General features: G+C 68.9%; 21 protein-coding genes. 17 read left to right on the top strand and 4 right to left on the bottom strand.

All coding sequences use genetic code 11. The features are described from left to right. Nucleotides 1-242 precede the first annotated feature (242 nt). Nucleotides 243-1,421 (top strand): 4-hydroxybenzoate 3-monooxygenase, encoded by a 1,179-nt coding sequence (locus tag CDN36_RS19165; protein WP_287497639.1) that lies wholly within the window; start codon nt 243-245, stop codon nt 1,419-1,421. A 273-nt stretch (nt 1,422-1,694) separates the two neighbouring features. Next, nucleotides 1,695-3,074 carry an MFS transporter gene (locus CDN36_RS19160; protein WP_287497638.1) on the top strand — a complete coding sequence of 460 codons (1,380 nt, stop codon included), beginning with the start codon at nt 1,695-1,697 and terminating at the stop codon, nt 3,072-3,074. A gap of 91 nt (nt 3,075-3,165) precedes the next feature. Here CDN36_RS19160 and CDN36_RS19155 read toward each other — a convergent pair whose 3' ends face one another. The 3 genes from CDN36_RS19155 to CDN36_RS19145 form a co-directional block, all read right to left on the bottom strand. Continuing rightward, entirely contained in the window at nt 3,166-4,044 is an 879-nt protein-coding gene (locus tag CDN36_RS19155; RefSeq protein WP_287497637.1) for a DUF72 domain-containing protein, read from the bottom strand. Between the two features lie 145 nt (nt 4,045-4,189). After that, on the bottom strand, nt 4,190-5,944 hold the full coding sequence (locus CDN36_RS19150; RefSeq protein WP_150557273.1) for a chloride channel protein: 1,755 nt from the start codon (nt 5,942-5,944) through the stop codon (nt 4,190-4,192). A 43-nt stretch (nt 5,945-5,987) separates the two neighbouring features. Then, the gene (locus tag CDN36_RS19145; protein WP_287497636.1) at nt 5,988-6,482 is read right to left on the bottom strand and encodes a MarR family winged helix-turn-helix transcriptional regulator; all 495 of its coding nucleotides are present in this window, start codon (nt 6,480-6,482) and stop codon (nt 5,988-5,990) included. A 238-nt stretch (nt 6,483-6,720) separates the two neighbouring features. Between CDN36_RS19145 and CDN36_RS19140 the strand changes: the two genes are divergently transcribed. The 3 genes from CDN36_RS19140 to ahpF all read left to right on the top strand — a co-directional run bounded on the left by CDN36_RS19140 (nt 6,721) and on the right by ahpF (nt 9,540). Next, nucleotides 6,721-6,963 (top strand): hypothetical protein, encoded by a 243-nt coding sequence (locus CDN36_RS19140; protein ID WP_150557254.1) that lies wholly within the window; start codon nt 6,721-6,723, stop codon nt 6,961-6,963. 251 nt (nt 6,964-7,214) lie between these two features. Further along, a complete protein-coding gene (gene ahpC / locus CDN36_RS19135; RefSeq protein WP_150557255.1) occupies nt 7,215-7,778 on the top strand; it encodes an alkyl hydroperoxide reductase subunit C in 564 nt (187 codons plus the stop codon). 175 nt (nt 7,779-7,953) lie between these two features. After that, the gene (gene ahpF, locus CDN36_RS19130; RefSeq protein WP_287497635.1) at nt 7,954-9,540 is read left to right on the top strand and encodes an alkyl hydroperoxide reductase subunit F; all 1,587 of its coding nucleotides are present in this window, start codon (nt 7,954-7,956) and stop codon (nt 9,538-9,540) included. A gap of 131 nt (nt 9,541-9,671) precedes the next feature. Here the strand turns inward: ahpF and CDN36_RS19125 are convergent, their stop codons facing one another. Next, nucleotides 9,672-9,911: a hypothetical protein gene (locus tag CDN36_RS19125; protein ID WP_150557257.1), complete on the bottom strand. Its 240-nt coding sequence runs from the start codon at nt 9,909-9,911 to the stop codon at nt 9,672-9,674. On the opposite strand from CDN36_RS19125, the gene fliF reads away from it, so the two are divergent. From fliF to CDN36_RS19065, 12 genes are all read left to right on the top strand, one after another. Beyond that, nucleotides 9,912-11,558, top strand: coding sequence for a flagellar basal-body MS-ring/collar protein FliF (fliF, locus tag CDN36_RS19120; protein WP_287497634.1), 1,647 nt, complete (start codon nt 9,912-9,914; stop codon nt 11,556-11,558). Then, nucleotides 11,542-12,561, top strand: coding sequence for a FliG C-terminal domain-containing protein (locus tag CDN36_RS19115; RefSeq protein WP_150557260.1), 1,020 nt, complete (start codon nt 11,542-11,544; stop codon nt 12,559-12,561). The genes fliF and CDN36_RS19115 overlap by 17 nt, the downstream gene beginning before the upstream one ends. Further along, nucleotides 12,558-13,265: a FliH/SctL family protein gene (locus CDN36_RS19110; protein ID WP_287497633.1), complete on the top strand. Its 708-nt coding sequence runs from the start codon at nt 12,558-12,560 to the stop codon at nt 13,263-13,265. Before CDN36_RS19115 ends, CDN36_RS19110 begins: the two co-directional genes overlap by 4 nt. Continuing rightward, entirely contained in the window at nt 13,262-14,563 is a 1,302-nt protein-coding gene (locus CDN36_RS19105; RefSeq protein ID WP_287497632.1) for a FliI/YscN family ATPase, read from the top strand. Before CDN36_RS19110 ends, CDN36_RS19105 begins: the two co-directional genes overlap by 4 nt. Next, a complete protein-coding gene (locus CDN36_RS19100; protein ID WP_287497631.1) occupies nt 14,560-15,096 on the top strand; it encodes a flagellar FliJ family protein in 537 nt (178 codons plus the stop codon). The genes CDN36_RS19105 and CDN36_RS19100 overlap by 4 nt, the downstream gene beginning before the upstream one ends. A gap of 81 nt (nt 15,097-15,177) precedes the next feature. After that, nucleotides 15,178-16,602 (top strand): flagellar filament capping protein FliD, encoded by a 1,425-nt coding sequence (gene fliD, locus CDN36_RS19095; RefSeq protein ID WP_287497630.1) that lies wholly within the window; start codon nt 15,178-15,180, stop codon nt 16,600-16,602. A 34-nt stretch (nt 16,603-16,636) separates the two neighbouring features. Next, the gene (gene fliS, locus CDN36_RS19090; protein WP_150556477.1) at nt 16,637-17,014 is read left to right on the top strand and encodes a flagellar export chaperone FliS; all 378 of its coding nucleotides are present in this window, start codon (nt 16,637-16,639) and stop codon (nt 17,012-17,014) included. Next, on the top strand, nt 17,007-17,306 hold the full coding sequence (locus CDN36_RS19085) for a hypothetical protein (RefSeq protein ID WP_150556478.1): 300 nt from the start codon (nt 17,007-17,009) through the stop codon (nt 17,304-17,306). The genes fliS and CDN36_RS19085 overlap by 8 nt, the downstream gene beginning before the upstream one ends. Next, on the top strand, nt 17,296-18,648 hold the full coding sequence (locus CDN36_RS19080) for a flagellar hook-length control protein FliK (protein ID WP_287497629.1): 1,353 nt from the start codon (nt 17,296-17,298) through the stop codon (nt 18,646-18,648). The genes CDN36_RS19085 and CDN36_RS19080 overlap by 11 nt, the downstream gene beginning before the upstream one ends. 209 nt (nt 18,649-18,857) lie before the next feature. Continuing rightward, on the top strand, nt 18,858-19,574 hold the full coding sequence (locus CDN36_RS19075; protein ID WP_287497628.1) for a FliA/WhiG family RNA polymerase sigma factor: 717 nt from the start codon (nt 18,858-18,860) through the stop codon (nt 19,572-19,574). After that, nucleotides 19,571-20,443, top strand: coding sequence for a motility-associated protein (locus CDN36_RS19070; RefSeq protein WP_287497627.1), 873 nt, complete (start codon nt 19,571-19,573; stop codon nt 20,441-20,443). Before CDN36_RS19075 ends, CDN36_RS19070 begins: the two co-directional genes overlap by 4 nt. After that, nucleotides 20,440-21,267, top strand: coding sequence for an OmpA family protein (locus CDN36_RS19065; RefSeq protein WP_287497626.1), 828 nt, complete (start codon nt 20,440-20,442; stop codon nt 21,265-21,267). The genes CDN36_RS19070 and CDN36_RS19065 overlap by 4 nt, the downstream gene beginning before the upstream one ends. Nucleotides 21,268-21,338: the final 71 nt, after the last annotated feature.

Below are 21,338 nucleotides of genomic sequence, written 5' to 3'. Positions count from 1 at the left end.
GCGCGCGCTCCATAAGATATGACGCATCCGCCCCTCGTGACAAGGCGTGAGCCGATCTTTCGACATGCTCGTTTACGCGCAGTCGTCGGTGAGGGCACCGTGCGCAATGCAACCGAGAAATGCAATCCGCCCCGGCCCCCTGCTGCTTCGGTCGCTCCCGTGGTTCCTCGTCGCGGATGCCCGGCGCCGTTCGCCGGTCACCGTCCGCCGATCAGGGGCGTAGCACTTTCAGGAGACAACCCATGCGCACCCATTACCCCGTCGTCATCGTCGGCGCAGGCCCCGCCGGTCTGCTGCTCTCCCACCTGCTGCACCTGCAGGGCATCGAATCCGTCGTGCTCGAATCGCGCTCGCGCGAAGCGGTGGAGTCGACCATCCGCGCCGGCGTGCTCGAGCAGGGCACGATGGACATTCTCGACGAGACGGGCGTGGGCGAGCGCATGCGTCGCGAAGGTGCGGTGCACCACGGCATCGAACTGGCGTTCGGCGGCGAGCGCCATCGCATCGCGCTCACCGAACTCACCGGCCGTGCCATCACCGTCTACGCGCAGCACGAGGTCATCAAGGATCTGATCGCGGCGCGCGAAGCGGCGCAGGGCGAAATTCTGTTCGACGTGTCGGACGTCTCGGTGCACGGCGCCGACACCGCGCAACCGAGCGTGCAGTTCACCTGGGGCGGCAAGACGCGCCGCCTCACGTGCGACTTCATCGCCGGGTGCGACGGCTTTCACGGCGTTTGCCGCGCGGCCATGCCCGATTCGATGCGCAGGGAATACCAGCGCGTGTACCCGTTCGGCTGGTTCGGCGTGCTCGTCGAGGCGCCGCCGTCGTCGGCCGAGCTCATCTACGCCGCGCATGAGCGCGGCTTCGCGCTCATCAGCACGCGCTCGCCGACGGTGCAACGCATGTACTTTCAGTGCGATCCGAGCGAGCGCGCGCAGGAATGGAGCGACGAGCGCATCTGGCATGAATTGCACACGCGCACCGAGAGCCACGACGGCTGGCGTCTGACCGAAGGCCGCATTTTCCAGAAGAACGTGGTGGCCATGCGCAGCTTCGTGGCCACGCCGATGCAGCACGGACGCCTGTTCCTCGCGGGCGACGCGGCGCACATCGTGCCGCCCACGGGGGCGAAGGGCATGAACCTGGCCGTGGCGGACGTGTGGCGTCTTGCGCGGGCGCTCGACGCGTTTTTCCATCGCGACGACGAGACCGGACTGCGCGGCTATTCGGAGGCGGCGCTCAAGCGCGTCTGGCGCGCCGAGCACTTCTCCTACTGGATGACGCGCCTGCTGCACCGCCTCGACGACGCCTCGCCGTTCGACCAGCAAATGCAGCGTGCCGAACTGGAATACGTGGTGAGTTCGCGCGCCGCGTCGCTCACACTGGCGGAAAACTACGTCGGGCTGCCGCTCGCCTGATGCGCAAGGGGGCGTGCCGGCGCCCCCGGCGATAATCGCCGGTGCGGCCGGGGGCATAACCTGCCGTTATGGATGGCTTGACGAAAGATCATTTCGGCGGACGGGCGAAACCCTTACAGTAGCGGCAGAATCCGGTGCCGCCGCGCGGCGCGGGGCGCCGCGCCCGTCCCCCCACGGGCCTTGCCGCGGGCGCCGGAGTTCATATCAGCTCACACGAGTTCACATAAGAACGGAATGACATGCGGGGCCGACGCGCCCCCAGGAGACAGACTCATGACGCATTCGCGCACGGTGGACGTGCCCGCCTATATCAACGCACAACGGTTTTCCGGCTATCAGTGGCTGGTGCTGATCCTGTGTTTTTTCATCGTCGCCATCGACGGCTTCGACACGGCGGCCATCGGCTACATCGCGCCGTCGCTCGTGCAGCAGTGGCACATCGACAAGGGCTCGCTCGGGCCGGTGCTGTCCGCGGCGCTGTTCGGCCTGGCCGGCGGCGCGATCTTCGCGGGCCCGCTGGCCGATCGGCTCGGCCGCAAGACGATGCTGGTGCTCTCGGTCGTCTTCTTTGGCATGGCCAGTCTCGCGACGGCGCTCGCGCAGGACCTCCAGACGCTCACGCTGCTGCGCTTTCTGACCGGTCTCGGGCTTGGCGCCGCCATGCCGAACGCCGTCACGCTGATTTCCGAGTTCGCGCCCGAGGCGCGCCGCGCGGTGATCGTCAATACGATGTTCTGCGGCTTCCCGCTCGGTGCGTCGGTGGGCGGGTTCGTCGCGTCGTGGCTGATTCCGCACTTCGGCTGGCATAGCGTGCTGGTGCTCGGCGGCGTGTTGCCGCTAGTGTTGTCGGTGCTGCTGGTGCTGTGGCTGCCGGAGTCGGTGAAGTTTCTCGTGGTGCGTCAGAAACCGCTCGCGCGCGTGCGTCGGATTCTCTCGCGCATCTCGGGCGAGTCGCTCGAGGACGTGAGCGTCTTTACCGTGGTCGAAGCGGTGCCGCGGCGTGCCGGCTCCGCCATTGGGGTCGTGCTCTCGAGGCAATACGGCTTCGGCTCGATCATGCTGTGGCTCACTTACTTCATGGGCCTCGTGATCTTCTACCTGCTCACGAGCTGGATGCCGATCCTGTTCAAGGACGCGGGCTTCAGTATCGAGCGGGCCGCGCTGGTCACGGCGCTGTTCCCGCTCGGCGGCGGCATCGGCACGATCCTCTCCGGCTGGCTGATGGACAAGTTCAACGCGCAGAAGGTCGTGGCGCTGGGCTACGCCCTGACGGCCGTGCTCGTGTATGCGGTCGGGCAGGCGATGGGCAATATCGGCTTGCTGGTCACGCTGATCTTCCTGGCGGGCACGGCGATGAACGGCGCGCAGTCATCGATGCCCTCGCTCGCCGCCATGTTCTACCCGACGCAAGGGCGCGCCACGGGCGTGGCGTGGATGCTCGGCATTGGCCGCTTCGGCGGCATTGCCGGCGCGCTGCTCGGCGCGGAATTGATGCGCCGCCATCTCGGCTTCTCGGCGACGTTCTCGCTGCTCGCCGTGCCGGCCGTGATCGCCACCGTCGCGCTGCTTGCGAAAAACGTCTGGGAACGCACGACGGGCCAGCCGTCGGCCCAGCCGGGCAGCGACGCCCGCAACTCCGCCGCCATGCACTGACGTGTGACGCCGCGGCCAGACGGTGGCCGCGGCGCCCGCCGGACCCGATGCGGCGCCTGTTCGAGCGCGCCGCTTTTCATGGCGTGAGCGCCTATGCGCCTTCGCCGTCGGCTTTCGTCAGCGTTTCGATCATCGCCATCGCCGCGGCCGGATTGCGTTCCTTGAAGCCGCTGATGACGTAGAAAAACACGTCGCGCTGCGCGGCATCGGCCGGCGCGCCGTCCACCGTCTCGAGATCGCCGGGGATTTCGCCTCTCGCGAACGTTCGCGCCCGTTCGACCCATTCGGCCACGGCCTTCGGGGCGTAGCCGAGCTTGTAGCGGGCCTGAGTCCCCATGAGCCGGGCGTAGACGAACGGCGCGGTGACGTCGGGGATGCAGGGGAACCTGGCGTCGCCCGCGAGCACGATGGCCATTCCGTATTTGCGCGCCAGCGCGACGAATGCCGGCACGGCGAAACTCTCGTGGCGCACTTCGAGCGCATGGCGGATCGGCTGGGCGCCGGCTGACGTGGGCAGCAGGCTCAGGAAGTGTTCGAAGTCCTCGGCGTCGAAGGTCTTGGTCGGGGCGAATTGCCAGTTCACCGGTCCTAGCTTCTTGCCCAGCTCGAGCACACCACTGTCGAAAAAGCGCGCCACCGATTCGCCGGCCTCGCCGAGCACGCGACGATGCGTGGCGTAGCGCGGCGCCTTGACGGAGAACACGAAGTCGTCGGGCGTCTCCTCGAACCAGTGGCGGAACGTGGCCGGCTTTTGCGAGCCGTAGAACGTGCTGTTGATTTCGATCGAGGTGAGGTGCTGGCTGGCGTATTCCAACTCGCGGCGCTTCGGCCACTTCTGCGGATAGAACGTGCCTTGCCACGGGGCGAAATTCCAGCCGCCCACGCCGATGCGGATGCGCCCGGCGCGAGTCGATGCCTTCGGCGTCTTGGGCGTCTGGGGCGTCTTGGTTGCTGCCATCGTTGCTGCCATGTTCGCTGCCATCCTCGCTGCTATGGTCGCCAACGTCGGGAATGGCGCACGCGAGCGTGCGCGCAGGGGAGGGGTGAAGTCCCCGATGGTGAGGCAACGACCCGGCGCGCGTCAATGGCGAGGACGACCCGCGCCGGCGCAGCGATTATTTGCGTCGGCGTCCAAGATGAAGCATGCGCTCGCGAACCTCTTCTTCCGAGCGCCAGTGCTCGGCAGGCTTGACCAGATCGCTGCGGCTGATGATGCCGATGAGCCTGCGCGAGGTGGCGTCGCTCACCACCGGCAAGCGCTCGAGTTGGTGCGCGGCGAAGCGCGCCGACACGATGCGCCCGGTCTCCGAGGGCAACGCCACCAGCGGCGGATTCACGCCGTACAACTGGCCCAGCGTCCGCATGCCCTGCGCCTGCGCGCGCAGCAGCGCCTGCCGATCGACCATGCCGAGCACGCCGTGTGCGGCATCGACCACCGGATACGCGCGGTGGATCTGCGTGGCGCCGAAGGCCTGCCGCGCGGCCTCTTCGATCGTCATGTCGGCGCTGAGCGACACCGGCTCGCGCGTCATCAATTCGGCCACGTGCAGGCGCTCGAGCGGATCGACGCCGTACTCGCGATGGATGTGGCGCCCGCGCCGTGCGATCTTCTCCGTCATGATCGAGCGCGGCATGATCCAGATGGTGATGCCGTATGACACGCCGCAAGTGAGCAGCAGCGGCAGCAGGGCATTGACGTCATGCGTGAGGCCCAGCGCGAAGACGATGGCCGTGAGCGGCGCGCCCAGCACGCCGGCGAGCGTGGCCGCCATGCACACGAGCGCCCACAGCGAAACGTCGCCGCCGGGCAGCACCGGGGCGAGCAGCGTGCCGAGGCCCGCGCCGATCATGAGCAGCGGGGCGAGCACGCCGCCCGAGGTGCACGAACCGAGCGCGATGGCCCAGATGACGGCCTTCACCAGCAGCAGCGCGAGGGCGGCGTGCAGCGTGAAGTGGCCGGCGAGCAGGTCGGCGATGACGTCATAGCCCACACCCAGCGCGCGCGGCTGCAGATAGCCGCCGACGCCGACGGCGATGCCGCCGAGCGCCGGCCACCACATCCAGTGCACCGGCAGCTTGTGAAAGGCGTCTTCGATGGCGTAGAGCGCGCGCGACATGCCGGCCGACAGCGCGCCCGCGCACAGCCCCGCGATCAGGCACGAGACGAGGGCGATCGGCTCGGCGGCGGGCGTCGTCATCGGAAACAGCGGGCCCGCTTCGAGCAACAGCGGCCGGGCGAAGCCCGCCACGGCGCATGCGACGATGACCGGCAGCAGGCTGCGAGGCCGCCATTCGAAGAGCAGCAGCTCGACGGCCAGCAACACGGCGGCGACCGGCGTGCCGAATACGGCCGTCATGCCGGCGGTGGCGCCGGCGACGAGCAGCGTCTTGCGCTCGGCGGCGCTCAGATGGAAGTACTGTGCGATTAGCGAGCCGATCGCGCCGCCCGTCATGATGATCGGGCCCTCGGCGCCGAACGGGCCGCCGCTGCCGATCACGATGCCCGATGACAACGGCTTGAGGACCGCCACGCGCGGCGACATCTTGCTCTTGCCGAACAGGATCGCCTCGATCGCCTCGGGAATGCCGTGACCGCGAATCTTGTCGCTGCCGAAACGGGCCATGCCGCCCACGATCAGGCCGCCGATGACGGGCAGCACGATGACCAGCGCGCCGAGCGTGTGGTTGGCCGGCGAGCGCGGGGCGAACGACAGCGTCTGGTAGAAAAACAGGTTGGTGAAGCCCTGGATCAGATTCAGCAGCAGCCAGGCGGCGGGTACGCCGCAAAAGCCGATGACGCACGCCAGCACGATCAGCCGCGGCAGCCCCGGCGAGCGCGTGAAATCGCGCGCATGGGCGTGCGCATTCATGGAAGTCGTGGTGTTGGGAACGGAGGCCATGACGATGTGGTGATTACAGGTGAACGCCGCGAATGTGGAAGATGTCGGCGAAGGTGCTCAACTCGTTGCGATGCTGGGCGGCGAGGGACGACAGGCACGCCTCGCCCGCGGCCGACAGATGGACCTCCACCACGCGCCGGTCGCTCTCGTTCTGACGGCGGGTCACGAGGCCCGCCTTTTCGCAGCGCGCCACGAGTGCCACCACGCTGTGATGGACCGCCTGCAGGCGCTCGGCCAATTCACTGATCGACGCCCACTCGCGCCCCGGTATACCCTTCACGTGCAGGAGCAGCAGGTATTGCTGCGGCGTGATGCCGCCCGCGCGGGCGGCGGCCTCGCTGAAGTTCAGGAAGCGGCGCAGGCGGTAGCGGAATTCGGAGAGCGCTTCGAAATCGCTCTTGGTCAACGCGGCGGCGGTGAGCGGAGCGTTGGCGGCATCAGCGGCATCGGCAGCATCATGCGACTGCGAGGGTGCTGCCGGGCGGGGTGAAGAAGGCGGCTGCGACATGACGGAACGGCGAGAGTCCGAAAACCGAAAAACATATCATATTGCGATATATCTGGGGGGCTTAGGGATAGTCGGGGTGACAAACCGCGCGTTGTGCGTGCAGAATCGCGAAAAAACGAGACTCAGCAGTGACTGGAACTCGATCCCCGCCGAGACCACGCGATGTGCTGGCCGCCTGCTACCGGTGCATCGGTGACAAGCGTCGTCCGAGCGGGCCGACCTCTGACAGGGAGGAGACATGGCTTCCACGCTCCGGCGCCGCTGGCGCACGGGAACGTTGTTGTTGCTATCGGTGGCACTCGGCTCCACGGTTGCCGCCTATCACTACGCCACCGGTGTCGAACTGGGCGGTGGCGTATTCCAGCAGATCGGCTTCGGACGTCAGGGCACGTCGTCCGGGGCTGCCACGCACGCGCGCGGGGCGCCGCCCTCGTGCCGCGCCGACGATTGCCGATCCGAGGCGGCCTCTCAGCCGCATTGACGCGCGCCGGCGCCATCCCCCGAAAATCGCCACTGGCTGACTGACAGACCGACGCGCCGCCTCGCGCGCGGGCGTCGGTCCTGTGTACTCGTCTCGGCCGGGGCGCGGCAGGCGAGACCCTCGCCGGTGGTCGTCAGGCCATCGCCGCCGATAGCGTGACGTTATGATATAGATTTTTATAATCAATTTTATTTGATCGATAGTGTTCGGCATACTGTCAACACTTTCCACCCCGTCAGAGAGACAACGACATGCCGATCATCAACACCCAGATCAAGCCGTTCAAAGCCACCGCCTATCACAATGGCGATTTCACGACCGTGACCGACGAGACCCTGAAGGGCAAGTGGTCGGTGGTCGTGTTCTACCCGGCCGACTTCACCTTCGTGTGCCCGACCGAGCTCGGCGATCTGGCCGATCACTATGAAGCGTTCAAGAAGCTGGGCGTCGAGATCTATAGCGTTTCGACCGACACTCACTTCACGCACAAGGCCTGGCACGACACGTCGGACACGATCCGGAAGATCCAGTATCCGATGATCGGCGACCCGACGCTCGCCATCTCGCGCAACTTCGACGTGCTGATCGAGGAAGAGGGCCTGGCGCTGCGCGGCACGTTCGTGATCAACCCGGAGGGCGAGATCAAGCTGTGCGAAATCCACGACAACGGCATCGGCCGCGACGCGAAGGAACTGCTGCGCAAGGTGCAGGCTGCCCAGTACGTGGCGTCGCATCCGGGCGAAGTGTGCCCCGCCAAGTGGACGCCGGGCGCTGAAACGCTGAGCCCCTCGCTCGACCTGGTCGGCAAGATCTAAGCGCTACCGCTTCACTGCAGCAAACGCCGCTCCCGTCACAGAGCGGCGTCCCCGCCGGCGCGCGGCCCCCCTGAACCTGTCGCGCCGGCGCCCTTTCCGAATTCACGACACCTGCCTGCGCCCGCCCCGACCGGCGCGGCGGCCCCTGTTCACCCTATCGAGACGGATACACGCCATGTTGGACGCGAACCTCAAAGCTCAATTGCAAACGTACCTCCAGAAAGTCACGCGCCCGATCGAGATCGCCGTGTGGCTCGACGACAGCCCGAAGGCGCTTGAGATGAAGGCGCTCGTCGACGAGATCGCGCCGCTCTCGCCGCACATCGCCGTGGTGGCGCGAGACGACGCGAACGAGCGCCGTCCGTCGTTCGCCATCGGCACGCCGGGCGAGGCCCCCCGCATCCGTTTCGCCGGGCTGCCGATGGGGCACGAGTTCACGTCGCTGGTGCTGGCGTTGCTGCAGGTCGGTGGCCATCCGATCAAGCTCGATGACGACACCATCGCGCAGATCCGGGCGCTCGATGGCGACCTGCGCTTCGAGACCTATATCTCGCTGTCGTGCCAGAATTGCCCGGAAGTCGTGCAGGCGCTCAACGTGATGGCGCTCATCAATCCGCGCATCCAGCAGGTGACGATCGACGGCGCGCTGTTCCAGGGCGAGGTCGAGGCGCGTCAGGTGATGGCGGTGCCGACGGTGTTCCTCAATGGCGAGTCGTTCACGCAGGGCCGCAGCAGCGTGAAGGAATTGCTCGCGAAGCTCGACACCGGGGCGAGCGCGCGCGCGGCGAAGGCGCTCGAGAGCAAGCCCGTCTACGACATGCTGATCGTGGGCGGCGGCCCTGCCGGCGCCGCGGCGGCCATCTACGCCGCACGCAAGGGCATCTCGACGGGCGTGCTCGCCGAGCGCTTCGGCGGTCAGGTGCTCGACACGATGGCCATCGAGAACTTCGTCTCCGTCACGCACACGGAAGGGCCGAAGTTCGCCATGGCGCTCGAGCAGCACGTGAAGACTTACGACGTCGACGTGATCGATACGCAACGCGCGGAAGCGCTCGTGCCCGGCAAGATCCACGAAGTGCATCTTGCCAGCGGCGCGGTGCTCAAGGCCCGTTCGCTCGTACTGGCCACCGGCGCGCGGTGGCGCGAAATCGGCGTGCCCGGCGAGCGCGAGTACCGCAACCGCGGTGTGGCCTACTGTCCGCACTGCGACGGTCCGCTCTTCAAGGGCAAGCGCGTGGCCGTGGTCGGCGGCGGCAACTCCGGCGTGGAAGCCGCGATCGATCTTGCCGGTATCGTCGACGAAGTCACGCTGATCGAGTACGGCACGCAACTGCGTGCGGATGAAGTGCTTCAGCGCAAGCTGCGCAGCCTGTCGAACGTGCGCGTGCTGATGAACGCACAGACGACCCAGATCACCGGCGACGGTCAGAAGGTGAATGGTCTCGTGTACGTCGATCGCGCGTCGGGCGAGTCGCACACGCTCGCACTCGAGGGCGTGTTCGTGCAGATCGGTCTCGTGCCGAACACCGAGTGGCTCAAGGGCACGCTCGCGCTCTCGCGCCACGGCGAAATCGAGGTGGATGCCAAGGGGGCGACGTCGGTGCCGGGCGTGTTCGCCGCGGGCGACGTGACGACCGTGCCGTTCAAGCAGATCGTGATTGCGCTCGGCGAGGGCGCGAAGGCCGCGCTTGGCGCGTTCGAGCACCTCATGCTCAGTTCCGTCGAGGACGAGGCCAGCGAGCCGGAAGCCATCGCCGCTTGACACCGAGTGGCTGCGGCAGGGCGGCCCGCCCCGCCGGGGCCGCACGAGTTTCGGCCGGGCGCTCGACGCAGTTTTCGTATGACTCAACGAAGCCCTCACGCGTGTTGCGCGTGAGGGCTTTGTCATATCCGTCATGCGTGCCATGGGTTTTGCGCACACGTTAATGGGATTTCGCTTAAATCCGTCATTTCCATGCGGACGATGCCCAAAGCGCGTGGAGTTTTTCGATAGTTGGCAAATTCGTCGTCAACATGTGCTCCTTCAATCGACACACGACGCCCGTGCTTCTCGCGTCGCGCGTCGGCCAGGTATTCGCCGGATGACGGCCGCGGGACTTCGTTCCGCGTCGCTCCGGTCAGGTGAACGGACATATGGGATTCGACAACTTCTTGCGCACTCTGGGCGAGGTCGGTACGCGATCACGACAGCGCTGGCAGACGTGGCGCGCACAGACGCCAGGCGTCGGCGCTCAGCTGCGCGGTGCGCTGCCGATCGTGCTCGCGGCCGGCGCCATCACGGCGGCGACCGTTGCGTGGTACGCCCGTGACACGGGCTACGCGCCGCTCTTCGGCCAGCACCAGCGCATTTCGGTCGAGCAGGCCGCCGGCGTGCTCGACGCCGAGCAGATCCCGTTTCGCATGCATCCCGAGACCGGCGCGATCCTCGTGCCGCATGACCGGCTCGGCCGTGCGCGTCTCGCACTGGCCGCCAGGGGCGTGACACCGGAGCTGCCGCCCGGGCTCGAGCTGGTCGACCGCGACGAGCGCCTGGGCGTGCGCCAGTTCGTGCAGGACGTGCGCTTTCGTCGCGGCCTCGAGGGGGAGTTGTCGCGCACCATCATGTCGATCGACGCGGTGGACGCCGCGCGCGTCCACATCGCGCTCGCGCCGCAGACGTCGTTCGTGACCAACACGAAGGCGTCGGCGAGCGCGTCGGTGCTGGTTTCGGTACGCCCCGGCCAGAAACTCACACCGCAGCAGGTGAGCGCCATCGTGAAGCTGGTAGCGGGCAGCGTGAACGGTCTGGCGGCGCAGGACGTGTCCATCGTCGACCAGCACGGCACGCCGCTTAGCGCGAACCTCGATCTCGACGAGGCCATGCACGGCGACGCGCAAGCGCGCACCCGGTCGCGCGACGACGCGCTGCGAAACGTGCGCGCGCTGCTCGAGGGCATTCTCGGCGCCGACAGGTACCGCGCGAGCGTCAGCGTGGATCTGGACGAAGACGTCGTCTCGAACACCACCGAAGCGCTGGGCGCCGAGCCGCGCGTGACGCAGGAAGCCCTGCGCGAAGCCCGCGACGACGACGCCGTCGTCGGCGGCGTGCCGGGCGCCATGAGCAACCGACCGGTCGACGCGGCGCCGCTGCTGGGCGGCGAGAGCGGTGCGACGCGCACCATGTCCTCCACTCGTCAATTCGCGTATGACCGATCGATCACACAGACCAAGCGCCAGCGTCCGCGCGTGCGTCAACTGCATGTCGCCGTCGTGGTCGACTCGCAGGCCGCGCCGGGCGGCAACGGCTGGACGACCGAGGCGCTCGCGGAGCTGGAGCGCACCTTGCGCGCCGGCGTCGGCATCCAGGCGCAGCGTGGGGACACGCTGGTCGTGAGCGCAATGCCGTTTGCGCCGTCGGCGGCCGTGGCGCCTTTCGGGGCGTCGGAAGCCGTGCCGGGCGCGCTGCTCCTGACCGATGCGCAAAAGCAATACGTTGCCATCGCGCTTGGAACGCTGCTCCTGGTCGCACTGAGCGCGTGGGCGGTGCTCGCGCGGCGGGCGCGGCGGCGCAAGGCGGCCGCCCAGGCCGCCGCGGCCGAGGTTCTCGAGCGCGAGCGTCGCGAGGCCGAACTCGTCGCGCAACAGGCGGCGCTGCCGGCCTTCGCCTCCGATTCGCCACGCGCGTCGGACACCTCGTTCGACAGCAAGCTCGAACGCCTGAGCGCGCTGGCGGCCGGCGAGCCCGAGCGCGTCGCGCAAATCATCAAACACTGGATTGGTTCGCATGCTGCATCCCGCTGACACTTGTGCGCTGACGCAAATCAATGGCGTCGATCGCGCCGCCGTCCTGCTGCTCTGTATGGGCGAGACCGCCGCGGCCGCCGTGATGGCGCAGCTCGCACCCGATGAACTCCTGCGCGTGGCGCACGCCATGTCACGGGCCGGCAGCGTGAAGAAGCAGGACGCGCAGACCATCGTCGACCAGTTTCTGGACGCCTGCACCGAGCACGGCGGCGCCAGCGCGGCGCCGCGCGCGTACCTCGAGCGTTCGCTCTCGGCCGCGCTTGGCGAGGGTATTGCGAGCAACGTGCTCGACGGCATCTATGGCGACCGCGTGCGGCCGAAACTCGCGCGGCTGCAATGGGTAAGCGTGGCCAGGCTGGCTGACGTGCTCTCGCGCGAGCATCACCGGATGCAGGCATTGCTGCTGGCCTATCTGCCGGCCGATCTCGCGGGCCGGCTGCTGCGCGCGCTGCCCGCGTCGCAGCAGGAGGCGTTGCTGCTCGAGATGGCGCAGCTCACGCGCGTCGATCGTGAATTGCTGGCCGATCTGGAGGTGATTGCCGACCGGTGTCTGGCCGGCCTTTCGGCCGACAGCGCCGACGTGCAGGGAGCCAGGCTCGCCGCGCAGATCATCGGCCACGTGCCCGACGAGCAGAAGCGGTTGATGGACGCGCTGCGCGCGCACGACGCGTCGTTGGCCGAGACCGTCGAAGCGAGCATGTACGGCTTCGACATCCTTGCCTACCAGCCGCCCGAAGTCATCGATCTCGCCGTGGCAGACGTGTCGACCGAGACGTGGGCCACGGCGCTCAAGGGCACGGACGCGCGATTGCGCCAGGCCGTGCGCGAGCGCATGTCGCGTCTTCAGGAAGATGCGCTCACGCAGGCTATGCAGCGTTTGGGCGCGGTGTCCGCGGCGCGCGTCGAAGCGGCGCGCACGGAGATCATGGCCACGCTGCGCACGCGGGCGCGAGAGGCCAACATGACGCTACGTCTGGCCGACGGCGAGGTGCTGGAATGAAGCCGCACCGTTTCGGCACGAAGGCCGACGCAGCGGCGCAGCGTGGCTGGTTGCCGGTGCAGCCCGACATGGCGACCGTGCGCGCGCAGGCCTACGCCGAAGGCGTGGCGCATGGCGAAGCCCAGGCCCGTGAAACTGTCTGGCAGGCGGCATTCGACGCCGGGCTCGCCGAGGGCGAACAGGCCGCCGAAACCCGCTTGCGAGCGTCCTACGCGGCGCGCCTGCGCGAAGAGCTCGACGCCATCGCGCAGCCCCTGGCCGCGCTGCAGGCGGCCTGCGACGAAGTGCGCGCGCGTCTGGCCGCGGGCGCGCTGGACGCGATGACGGAGGCGACCTCGCGCGCCGTGAAGACCGTCGTGCAGCGGGAGTTGCAAACGGCAGCGCCCGAGATCGCAAACGTCGTGCGGCATCTGGTCGGGCAACTGGGCGCGGATGGCGACGTTACCGTGTACGTGAGCCCGGAAGACGCGCGAGCGCTCGCCGCGCGTGTCGGGGCGCAGGCGCCAGGCGCGGCGTGGCGGATCGTGGCCGATGCGTCGTTGCCGCGAGGCGAGAGCCGCGTCGACGTCGGCGGCCTTTGGTACGACGCCGGATGCGAAAGCCGCGAGTCGGCCGTGCGCGAAGTCGTCCGTCGGCGGCTGGGCGAATGGGTCGACGCGTCGATTGCCGGCACTGAACCGATTGCCATGCAGGTGCCGCAATGAGTGACCAGATCGCGCTGGCGAGCCCCATGGCGTTCGTCACCCGGGCCAACGGCGTGGTGCTCGAAGCGCGGGGACAGCGCTTCGCGCTCGGCCAGCAATGCCGCATCGAAACGGCGGCAGGGCGTTGGGCCGATGCCGAAGTGGTCGGCTTCACCGACGGCACGTTGCAGCTGCTCGCCTATGCGTGCGTGGCCGACATCGCGCCGGGCGCGCGCGTGCTGCCCGGCGCGGCCGGGCAGTCGCTGGAGATCGGTGCCGCTTGGCTCGGGCGCGTTATCGACGCCTTCGGCCAGCCGCTCGACGGCAAGGGGGCCCTGCGCGGCGAGGTGCGGCTCGACACGCGCTGCACGCCGCCTTCGCCGTTGACGAGGCGCGCCGTTTCCGAGCCGCTAATGGTGGGTGTGCGTGCGATCGACGCACTGCTGAGCCTGGGCAAGGGGCAGCGCGTCGGATTGTTCGCGGGCAGCGGCGTGGGCAAAAGTGTCCTGCTGGGCATGATCACGCGGCGCACCGAAGCGCAGATCGTCGTCGTCGGGCTGATCGGCGAGCGTGGGCGCGAAGTGGGCGAGTTCGTTACGCAAACGCTCGGCGAGACGGGGCTCGCCAGGGCCATCGTCGTCGCTGCGCCGGCGGATGCGCCGCCGGCGCAGCGCATGAAGGCCACCGAGCTCTGCCACGCCATTGCCGCGCACTTTCGCGATGCGGGCCACGACGTGCTGTTGCTCGTCGACTCGCTCACGCGCTACGCCATGGCGTGCCGGGAGGTGGCGCTGCTGCTCGGCGAGGCGCCTGCCGCGCGCGGCTATCCGGCGTCGGTGTTCGCGCGCCTGCCCCGGCTGGTCGAATGCGCGGGCAATGGCGCCGGCGAAGGCAGTCTGAGCGCGATCTACACCGTGCTCGCCGAAGGCGACGACTTGCAGGACCCCGTGGTCGACACCGCCCGTGCGGTGCTCGACGGTCACATCGTGCTCTCGCGCGAACTGGCGGACGCGGGCCATTACCCGGCGATCGACGTCGGCGCGTCGGTGAGCCGCTGCATGACGCATGTGGTCGGCGCACGCCACTCCGGTGCGGCCAATGCATTCAAGGCGCAGTGGCACGCGTACCGGCAGGTCCGCGATCTGATCGCGTTGGGCGCCTACGTGCCCGGCGCGCATGCCGAAACCGACCGGGCCGTGTCGCGGTATCCGGCCATGTGCGAGTTTCTGCGTCAGCGCGACGGCGACGCTCCTGACGGTGCGCAGGACGGCAGCGCGTTCGAGGTGCTCTGCGAGCGGCTGGAGGCGTTGTGCCGATGACGCCGAAACCTTCGCGAGCGCTGTACGCGCTGCTGTCGGTGCGAGAGCGCGAACTCGAGGCCGCCGAGCGCGAGGGCCGCCTGCTTGCCGAGCGACAGATGCGGCTCTCGCGCAACGTCGCGCAACTCACGCAGTTGTATCGCGCCGTGGCGATCGGCGACACGCGCGCGCGGGCGCACAGCTTTCAGAACCGTGCCGATTACAAGCGCGCGCTGGTCGACATGATCGAAACGCAGCAGGTGCCGCTGGCCCGGCTGGCGCGCTCGCAGTCCGCCGCCGCGCAGGCGGTGCGCGAGGCGCAGCGGCGCCGCGAAGGCGTTGCGGCGCTCGTCGCCCGCCACGAAGCCGCGGCGCGCGAGGCGCTGCGGCGTCGCGAGGCGCGTGAGCTCTCGGAGCAGGCGCTGGCCGCGTGGCGACGCGGCGCCGCCACACGAGCAGCGCTTGCGCGAGGCCACGGCGTCACACCGTCCGACCGCATTGGCCGACCGCATTGGCCGGTCGCACCAGCCGGTCGCACCAGCCGGTCGCATTAACAAAGTCTGCACGATGGTCGCTTTGCCTGGGCAAACCGCGCACGTTGCGCGACCCGCCCATCCGACATCAGGAGTTGCCCCATGCTGCAAGTGAAAGAACGTATCGAGAAGCTGGCCCAGGACGTCGCCTCCACTCGCATGCAGGCGGAGTTCGGCCGTCTCGGCAAGGACCGCACCGACACCGAGGCTCGTCAGAAGGGCGTCGCCACGCTCAAGGAAGTGCTGGGCAACTTCGAGAAACAACTGCGGCGCCTCGGCGAGCGTGCCGATCTGCGTCAGCACAAGGCGACGCAGTCGAGCGACGACGCGTTCTCCGTCACGCTGGAAAAGGGCGCACAGCAGCTCGATTTCGACGTGCGCGTCGAGCAACTGGCAACCGTGCACCAGATACAGGTCCGCGAAGCCTCGGCGTTGGCCGGGGCTGCGCTGACGTTCGGCGATCCGCCACGCACTGTCGCGCTCGACATTGCCGGGCTGGATCTGACCCGATCCGAAGATGTGAAGGCGCTCGCGACGCGCCTGAACGAACACCCCGCGCTCAAGGATGCGGTGCGCGCCGATCTGCGCCACGCGCCCGGCAGCAGCACGCCCCATCTGCTGCTCACGGCCACGAAGTCCGGGGCTGCCGCCGCGTTCACGCTGGCGTGCGCCGCGGCGACGCAGGACGGCGCCTTGCCTGGCGTCGACGTGCTCGCGCAGGGGCAGGACGCCGTCGTGGTGCTCGGCAATCGGCGCGAATCGTATGCAAGCAACGAGATCGCGCTTTTCACCGGCGTGAAGCTGTCACTGAAGAAGACGCAGGCGCCCAACGACACCACGCGCGTGTCGATCGCGCCGGACATGGACGGCACGGCGGCGAACATGCGCGCGCTGGTGCAAGCCTACGACACGCTGAGAAAGCAACTGCGCGAGCTGATGGACCCGGGCACGCCAGGGGGGCTGGCGCCGCTCGAAGGCGACGAGAAGCGCACCGACGTCAAGCCGGCCGGGCCATTCTATGCGGACGCAGGGGTGCGCGCGTTGTTGCGCGATCTCGAGCGCCACTTCGAGCGCCCGGTCACGATCGCCGGCAAGACGTTCGATCCCTCGGCATTCGGCGTGAAACGCAGCGCCGACGGCTCCGTGAGCTTCGACCAGAAACGTTTCGAGGCCGCCTACGCGCAGGACAAGGAACTGCTCGCCGCGTGGTTCGGCGAGAGCGCCGACGTCATGAAACGGGACACGGCCGCGGATCTGGACAGGCAGGGCGCGGGCATGCGCCTTGCCGTGCGCATACGCGAGTGGACGGACGAGGTGACCGGTGTGCTCAAACACCGCACGGACAGCGACGAGATCGTCTCGCGCCGGCTCGCGGAGCAGCAGGAGCGCCTGAGCGCACGGTTTCGCACGCTCGTCGCCCGTTACACGAGCGAGTTCGCTCGCGCCGAACAGGTCCGACAACAAATGGAGGAAACACGCAGCTTCGTCGATGCGCTCTTCGGCAGCGGACGCAAATCCGACAGATGAGGCGTGAGTTCCCCACGATGACACTGGAATACCCATGACTTACCAACGATACCTGGCGTCGGATCTCGACGCCCGCATCGCGGGCGCGACGCCGCTCCAATTGATGCTCATCCTGCTCGATGGCCTGCGCGACGAGCTCGCGCGCGCGCGGGCGCACATCGAACATGCAAGGCATGAAGCGCGCCTGCGCAGCGTCACGAAATGCCTGAATCTGCTCAACGGTCTGGCCTCGCACGTCGACGCCGCCGACGGCCCGGGCGTGACGCAGCCGCTCGCCAAGGTGTACGAATTCTGCATGCGGGCGGTGGCACAGGCGAGTGTGGAGAGCGATGTTGCGAAGCTCGACGAGGTGACGGCCGTCGTCACGCAGCTGGCGGACGGCTGGCGGTCACTGGAGACGCGCCGTGGCTGACGTGGCGACGTTCCAGGCGCTCGCGCGCGACCTGCGGCGGTATTCCGCGGCGCGCGAATGGGAGCGGCTCCAGGCCACCGACGCGCTGCTGCGGCGAGCGTGGCAGCGCGCGAGCGCGCCCGATGCACGCAGCGAGGCGCTGGCCCAGGCGATGGCCGACGTGCTCGTGGCGCACGCGCAGGCCCAGGCGATCGCGCGCCGCGCGGCCGCCGACGCCCGGCGCCGTCTCGGAGAGCTCGGTCCGTGGCGAGACGGCGCGCTCGGCTATCTGAGGATGAACGATGATCGCTGAATCCACGCCTGCCGTGCCATTGACCGCGTCTGCCCGCCATCGCCCGACTCCCGGATCGGTCGAGGGCTCAACGACGGCATCGGGTGAGGGCGCGCGACACGGCGCGTCGTGCGAGGGTCTCGCCCTCGCGAAGGGGGCGCGCGCTTCGACCGATTTCGCCGCCACGCTGCGCCGGTCGTTGGGCGCCAACGCCGAAGCGGGCGCTGCGGGGCGCGGCGTGACATCGGCGTCGCAGACACCGGGTACGGCCGTCGCTGCCGCCGTCGCGCCCGAGTTCGCGCCGCCCGCCCTGGCGACGTCGGACGCCCTGGGCGACGTGGAGCGCGGCCGGCGCACGCCGGGTGACGACGCGCTCGTCGAGTGGAGCGATTCGGCGTTGCCCGTTCACGACGCCGGTGTAGCGCCTGCAGCGCCGGGAGGGCATGTTTCGCTGCCGGACGACGTCCTCGCGCACGACAGCCGTGTGTCTGGCGACGCCGGGGCGTTTGCGCCGATCGAGACGTTACTCGCCGCGCACCTGCACCGCATGCGCGGCGCGTCCGGCACGCCGGTATCGGGTTTCCTGGCGCACGCGCGCTCGGATGGCGACATGGCCTCGCGTATGGAGGGCTTGCACGTCTCGCAGCCAGCGCAGGACGCCATGCTTCGGACGCCCACGGCAAAGGCAGAGGCCGGGCACACCACGCCGCTCCCGTTCCCGCTTCTGTTGCCGGGCACGGGCCGTCATGGCGCTTCCTTCCTGGCGCTCTCGGAGGGGGCCGCGCTCAGGGACGCCGGCGAGCCGAGCGCGCACACGGCGCAGACTGCCGACAGCGCGTCCATTGCGCTCGCACGCGTGGCGCTCGCCGAAGGCGGGTCCACGGGCACGGGCGCTCGCGACGGGATCGCTGCCGTGACGTCGGAAGAGAGAGTCGGCGCGCATGTGCTCGCGGGCGATCGTCCGGCGCTCGCTCGCGCATTGGCCGAGCGAGTGGCATCGATGACGCACGACGGCGTGCACGAGGCGCGCCTGCGATTGACGCCCGCCGAACTCGGCGACATTGGCATCGTCGTGCGCAAGTCGGCGATGCAGCTCAGCGTGACGCTACAGGTCTCGCGTCCCGAGGTGCTCGCCCTCGTGCAGGGCACTGCCGCGCTGCTGCGCGACATGCTCTCGCAGCGCCACACCGGCGAGGTGCAGGTGAGCGCGAGCGCCATGGCGGCATTCGATGGCGGCGGTGCGTCTGGCGACGCGCCGAAGCAGCGCGCACGCGAGACGCCGGAGGACGACGCAGGACCGGGGCTGGCGCTCGGTGCGTCCGGGCAGGGACAGCGTGAAGCGCAGGGGGCGTTCCGTCTATGACCGTGCCCCCTTGCCTCGCTCGCCCCCCTTACCTCTCTTACCTTCCCGACGGCGCCCTCGCCCATGCGCGCCGTGCGCGAGGCGAGCCGTCCGCCCCGCATCGGGATCCGCCTTCCGGGACGTCGGGCGAGCCCCGGCCGGCAAGCGCCGCACCCCCTGCGCCGCGGTCAGCCCGCCACGCCGCACCGGTTGCCGACGAACAGGCGCGCGTGCTGCAACTGATGCCCGTGATCGCGCGCATCGTGCGTTCGCTGGCGCCGCAGACGACGGTCGCCACGTCGCAGGACGACATGACGCAGATCGCGCTCATGGCGGCGCTGGACGCCGTGCGTCGCTATGGCCCGCCGGACGAGCGCTTCGCCGCCTTCGCGGCAACCCGTATCCGCGGTGCGGTGCTCGACGAGCTGCGGCGGCTCGACTGGCGTCCGCGCACGCTGCGCCAGGCGTCGCACCGACGCCGCGATGCGGCGCGCGAACTGACGCGGGCGCTTGGCCGCGCACCGACTCGCGAAGAGCTGAGCGCGCACGCCGGCATGGACGAGGCCACGCTCGAAGCGGCGGAGATGGCCGAGTACGCCGAGAGCCTCGCGAGCTTCGATCAGTTGCTCGCCGACGGCGGGGGCGCCGCCAGCGAGCAACTGGTCGAGCGGCGCAGCCCCGAGGAGCTCGTCGCCACGCGGCAAAGCCTGGTGCGCTCGCTCGCCGCGTTAAGCGAGAGGGAACAGCGCGTGGTGCAGCTCTATTACGAATTCGACCTCAATCTCGAGGAGATCGGCGAGGCGCTGGGGCTGACCCGCGCAAGGATCTGCCAGATCCACCGCAGCGCCCTCGGGAAGATGAGGTCGGCCATGCGGGAAACCGCACCCGGTGCGGCGCAGGATGCGCGCGCGCCGCAACGCAATCGTGGGACGAGGCAAGGGAAATGACTTTACTGATGCTTGGGGCGACGATCATCCTCGCCAGCGTTTTCGGCATGTTCTGGCTCAATGGCGGCCAGTTCGGCGCCATTTTTCACCTGAACGAGTTCGTGCTGGTCGTCGGTACGGCGCTGGGCGCGTTCCTCATGGGCAACACGCCGCGCGTGCTGGGCGATCTGCGCGCCGTGGTGGCGGCCGCCATCAGGCGGCGTCGGCACGGCGAGGCATTCGAGCAGCAACTGCTCACGCTCACCTATACGCTGTTGCAAACGTCGGCGCGCGACGGGGTGCGCGCGCTGGACGAGCATCTCGACGATCCCGGGCGCAGCAGCATCTTCGGGCGTAGCCGGCATGTGCTGGCCAACGCGAGGCTCGTGGACTTCACCGTCGATGCATTGCGGGTGTCCGCACTCAGCAAAGGCGCGCGCGGCGAGCTCGACAGCCTGCTCGGCATGGAGATCGAGAGTCGCGAGCGCCGGATGATGCAGCCGGTGAGGGCGCTCAACAAGCTGGCCGACTCGATGCCGGGCTTCGGCATCATCGCGGCCGTGCTCGGGCTGGTGCTCGCCATGTACGACATTGGCGCGGGCGAGGCGACGGCCGCGGTGACGCGTCAGGTCGCCGTGGCCATGGTCGGCACCTTCTTCGGCGTGTTCGCGTGCTACGCGGTGCTCAGTCCGCTGGCCAACCGTCTGTCGCAGGCGGTGACGGTGGAGATGACCGCGTATGAGTGCGTGCGTGCGGCGCTCGTCGCGTTTGTGAACGGCAAGTCGCCGCTGCTCTCGGCAGACGCCGGGCGACGCATGCTGCAATACGGCGCACTGCCCAGTTTCGGCGCGCTCGAAGGCTGGGTGCGGCAGGCCGAGGGCGAGCGATGAGCGCGCGGCGCGCCCCGGCGGCGGGGCACGAGGAGTCGGGCGGCGCATGGAAGGTGGCGTTCGCGGACCTTTGCCTCGTGCTCATGTGCCTGTTCGTCGTGATGTGGGTGCTGGAGCGGCGCGTCTTCGAAGCGCCGCAGCCGGCCGGCCCCGAGGTGTCCGAAGCGCTGCAGGCTGCGCGAGGCGCGCCGCTCGCCGGGCTCCCCAGCGGCCAGTTCGAGTCGCCCGCCGATCTCGTGCGCCTCGCCAGCGCCGTGCAGCAGTTGAGCGAAGCGGCCGACCTTTCCGATCATGTGAGTACGTCCATCACGCCCGACGGTTTGCGCGTGCGCCTGTCCGACTCCGACGAGCGGGGGCTGTTCGAGCGCGGCAGCGCGACGCCGTCGTCTGCCGCGACGTCGCTGCTCTCACGCATCGGCCAATTGTTTAGCGGCATCGACAATTCCCTGATGATCGTGGGTCATACCGACGCGGTGCGCTATCGCGCGACCCGGGCCGACAGCTATACCAACTGGCATCTGTCGTCGGATCGGGCGCTCGCGGCGCGCACGGCGATGGCCGCCGGCGGGCTCCCGCTCGAGCGCGTGCTGATGTCCGTCGGCATGGCCGACCACGCTCCGTTGCGTGCCGACGATCCCACGGCGGCGACGAACCGTCGCATCGAATTCGTCGTGCTCACGCAGGCGAGAGCGCGACAACTGGCCACGATGTTCGGGGCGTCGCACGCCGGCGAGGTCGTGCTCACCGGGCGGAACGCCCAGGCTGACGCCGCGGCCATGGCACGGGGCCAGGCGAGCTTATTGATCCGGCCCTTGCGCACTTGAAATTTTCTGCACCACCCTCAACTCGGATTCATGCAAGCAACCGACATGAGATCGCTGAGCCGCGAAGCGCG

This window comes from Pandoraea sp. CB10b_02 (assembly GCF_002216225.1).
Taxonomy (GTDB): Bacteria; Pseudomonadota; Gammaproteobacteria; order Burkholderiales; family Burkholderiaceae; genus Pandoraea; species Pandoraea nosoerga.
The sequence above is the reverse complement of the archived record's forward strand: the minus strand, read 5'-3'. Positions and strand labels throughout refer to the sequence as shown.

Bases quoted from the DNA above. Each gene is read 5' to 3' on its own strand.
- CDN36_RS19165 (WP_287497639.1), top strand. From the start codon at position 243: ATGCGCACCCATTACCCCGTCGTCATCGTCGGCGCAGGCCCCGCCGGT.
- CDN36_RS19160 (WP_287497638.1), top strand. From the start codon at position 1,695: ATGACGCATTCGCGCACGGTGGACGTGCCCGCCTATATCAACGCACAA.
- CDN36_RS19155 (WP_287497637.1), bottom strand. From the start codon at position 4,044: ATGGCAGCAACGATGGCAGCAACCAAGACGCCCCAGACGCCCAAGACG.
- CDN36_RS19150 (WP_150557273.1), bottom strand. From the start codon at position 5,944: ATGAATGCGCACGCCCATGCGCGCGATTTCACGCGCTCGCCGGGGCTG.
- CDN36_RS19145 (WP_287497636.1), bottom strand. From the start codon at position 6,482: ATGTCGCAGCCGCCTTCTTCACCCCGCCCGGCAGCACCCTCGCAGTCG.
- CDN36_RS19140 (WP_150557254.1), top strand. From the start codon at position 6,721: ATGGCTTCCACGCTCCGGCGCCGCTGGCGCACGGGAACGTTGTTGTTG.
- ahpC (WP_150557255.1), top strand. From the start codon at position 7,215: ATGCCGATCATCAACACCCAGATCAAGCCGTTCAAAGCCACCGCCTAT.
- ahpF (WP_287497635.1), top strand. From the start codon at position 7,954: ATGTTGGACGCGAACCTCAAAGCTCAATTGCAAACGTACCTCCAGAAA.
- CDN36_RS19125 (WP_150557257.1), bottom strand. From the start codon at position 9,911: ATGTCCGTTCACCTGACCGGAGCGACGCGGAACGAAGTCCCGCGGCCG.
- fliF (WP_287497634.1), top strand. From the start codon at position 9,912: ATGGGATTCGACAACTTCTTGCGCACTCTGGGCGAGGTCGGTACGCGA.
- CDN36_RS19115 (WP_150557260.1), top strand. From the start codon at position 11,542: ATGCTGCATCCCGCTGACACTTGTGCGCTGACGCAAATCAATGGCGTC.
- CDN36_RS19110 (WP_287497633.1), top strand. From the start codon at position 12,558: ATGAAGCCGCACCGTTTCGGCACGAAGGCCGACGCAGCGGCGCAGCGT.
- CDN36_RS19105 (WP_287497632.1), top strand. From the start codon at position 13,262: ATGAGTGACCAGATCGCGCTGGCGAGCCCCATGGCGTTCGTCACCCGG.
- CDN36_RS19100 (WP_287497631.1), top strand. From the start codon at position 14,560: ATGACGCCGAAACCTTCGCGAGCGCTGTACGCGCTGCTGTCGGTGCGA.
- fliD (WP_287497630.1), top strand. From the start codon at position 15,178: ATGCTGCAAGTGAAAGAACGTATCGAGAAGCTGGCCCAGGACGTCGCC.
- fliS (WP_150556477.1), top strand. From the start codon at position 16,637: ATGACTTACCAACGATACCTGGCGTCGGATCTCGACGCCCGCATCGCG.
- CDN36_RS19080 (WP_287497629.1), top strand. From the start codon at position 17,296: ATGATCGCTGAATCCACGCCTGCCGTGCCATTGACCGCGTCTGCCCGC.
- CDN36_RS19070 (WP_287497627.1), top strand. From the start codon at position 19,571: ATGACTTTACTGATGCTTGGGGCGACGATCATCCTCGCCAGCGTTTTC.
- CDN36_RS19065 (WP_287497626.1), top strand. From the start codon at position 20,440: ATGAGCGCGCGGCGCGCCCCGGCGGCGGGGCACGAGGAGTCGGGCGGC.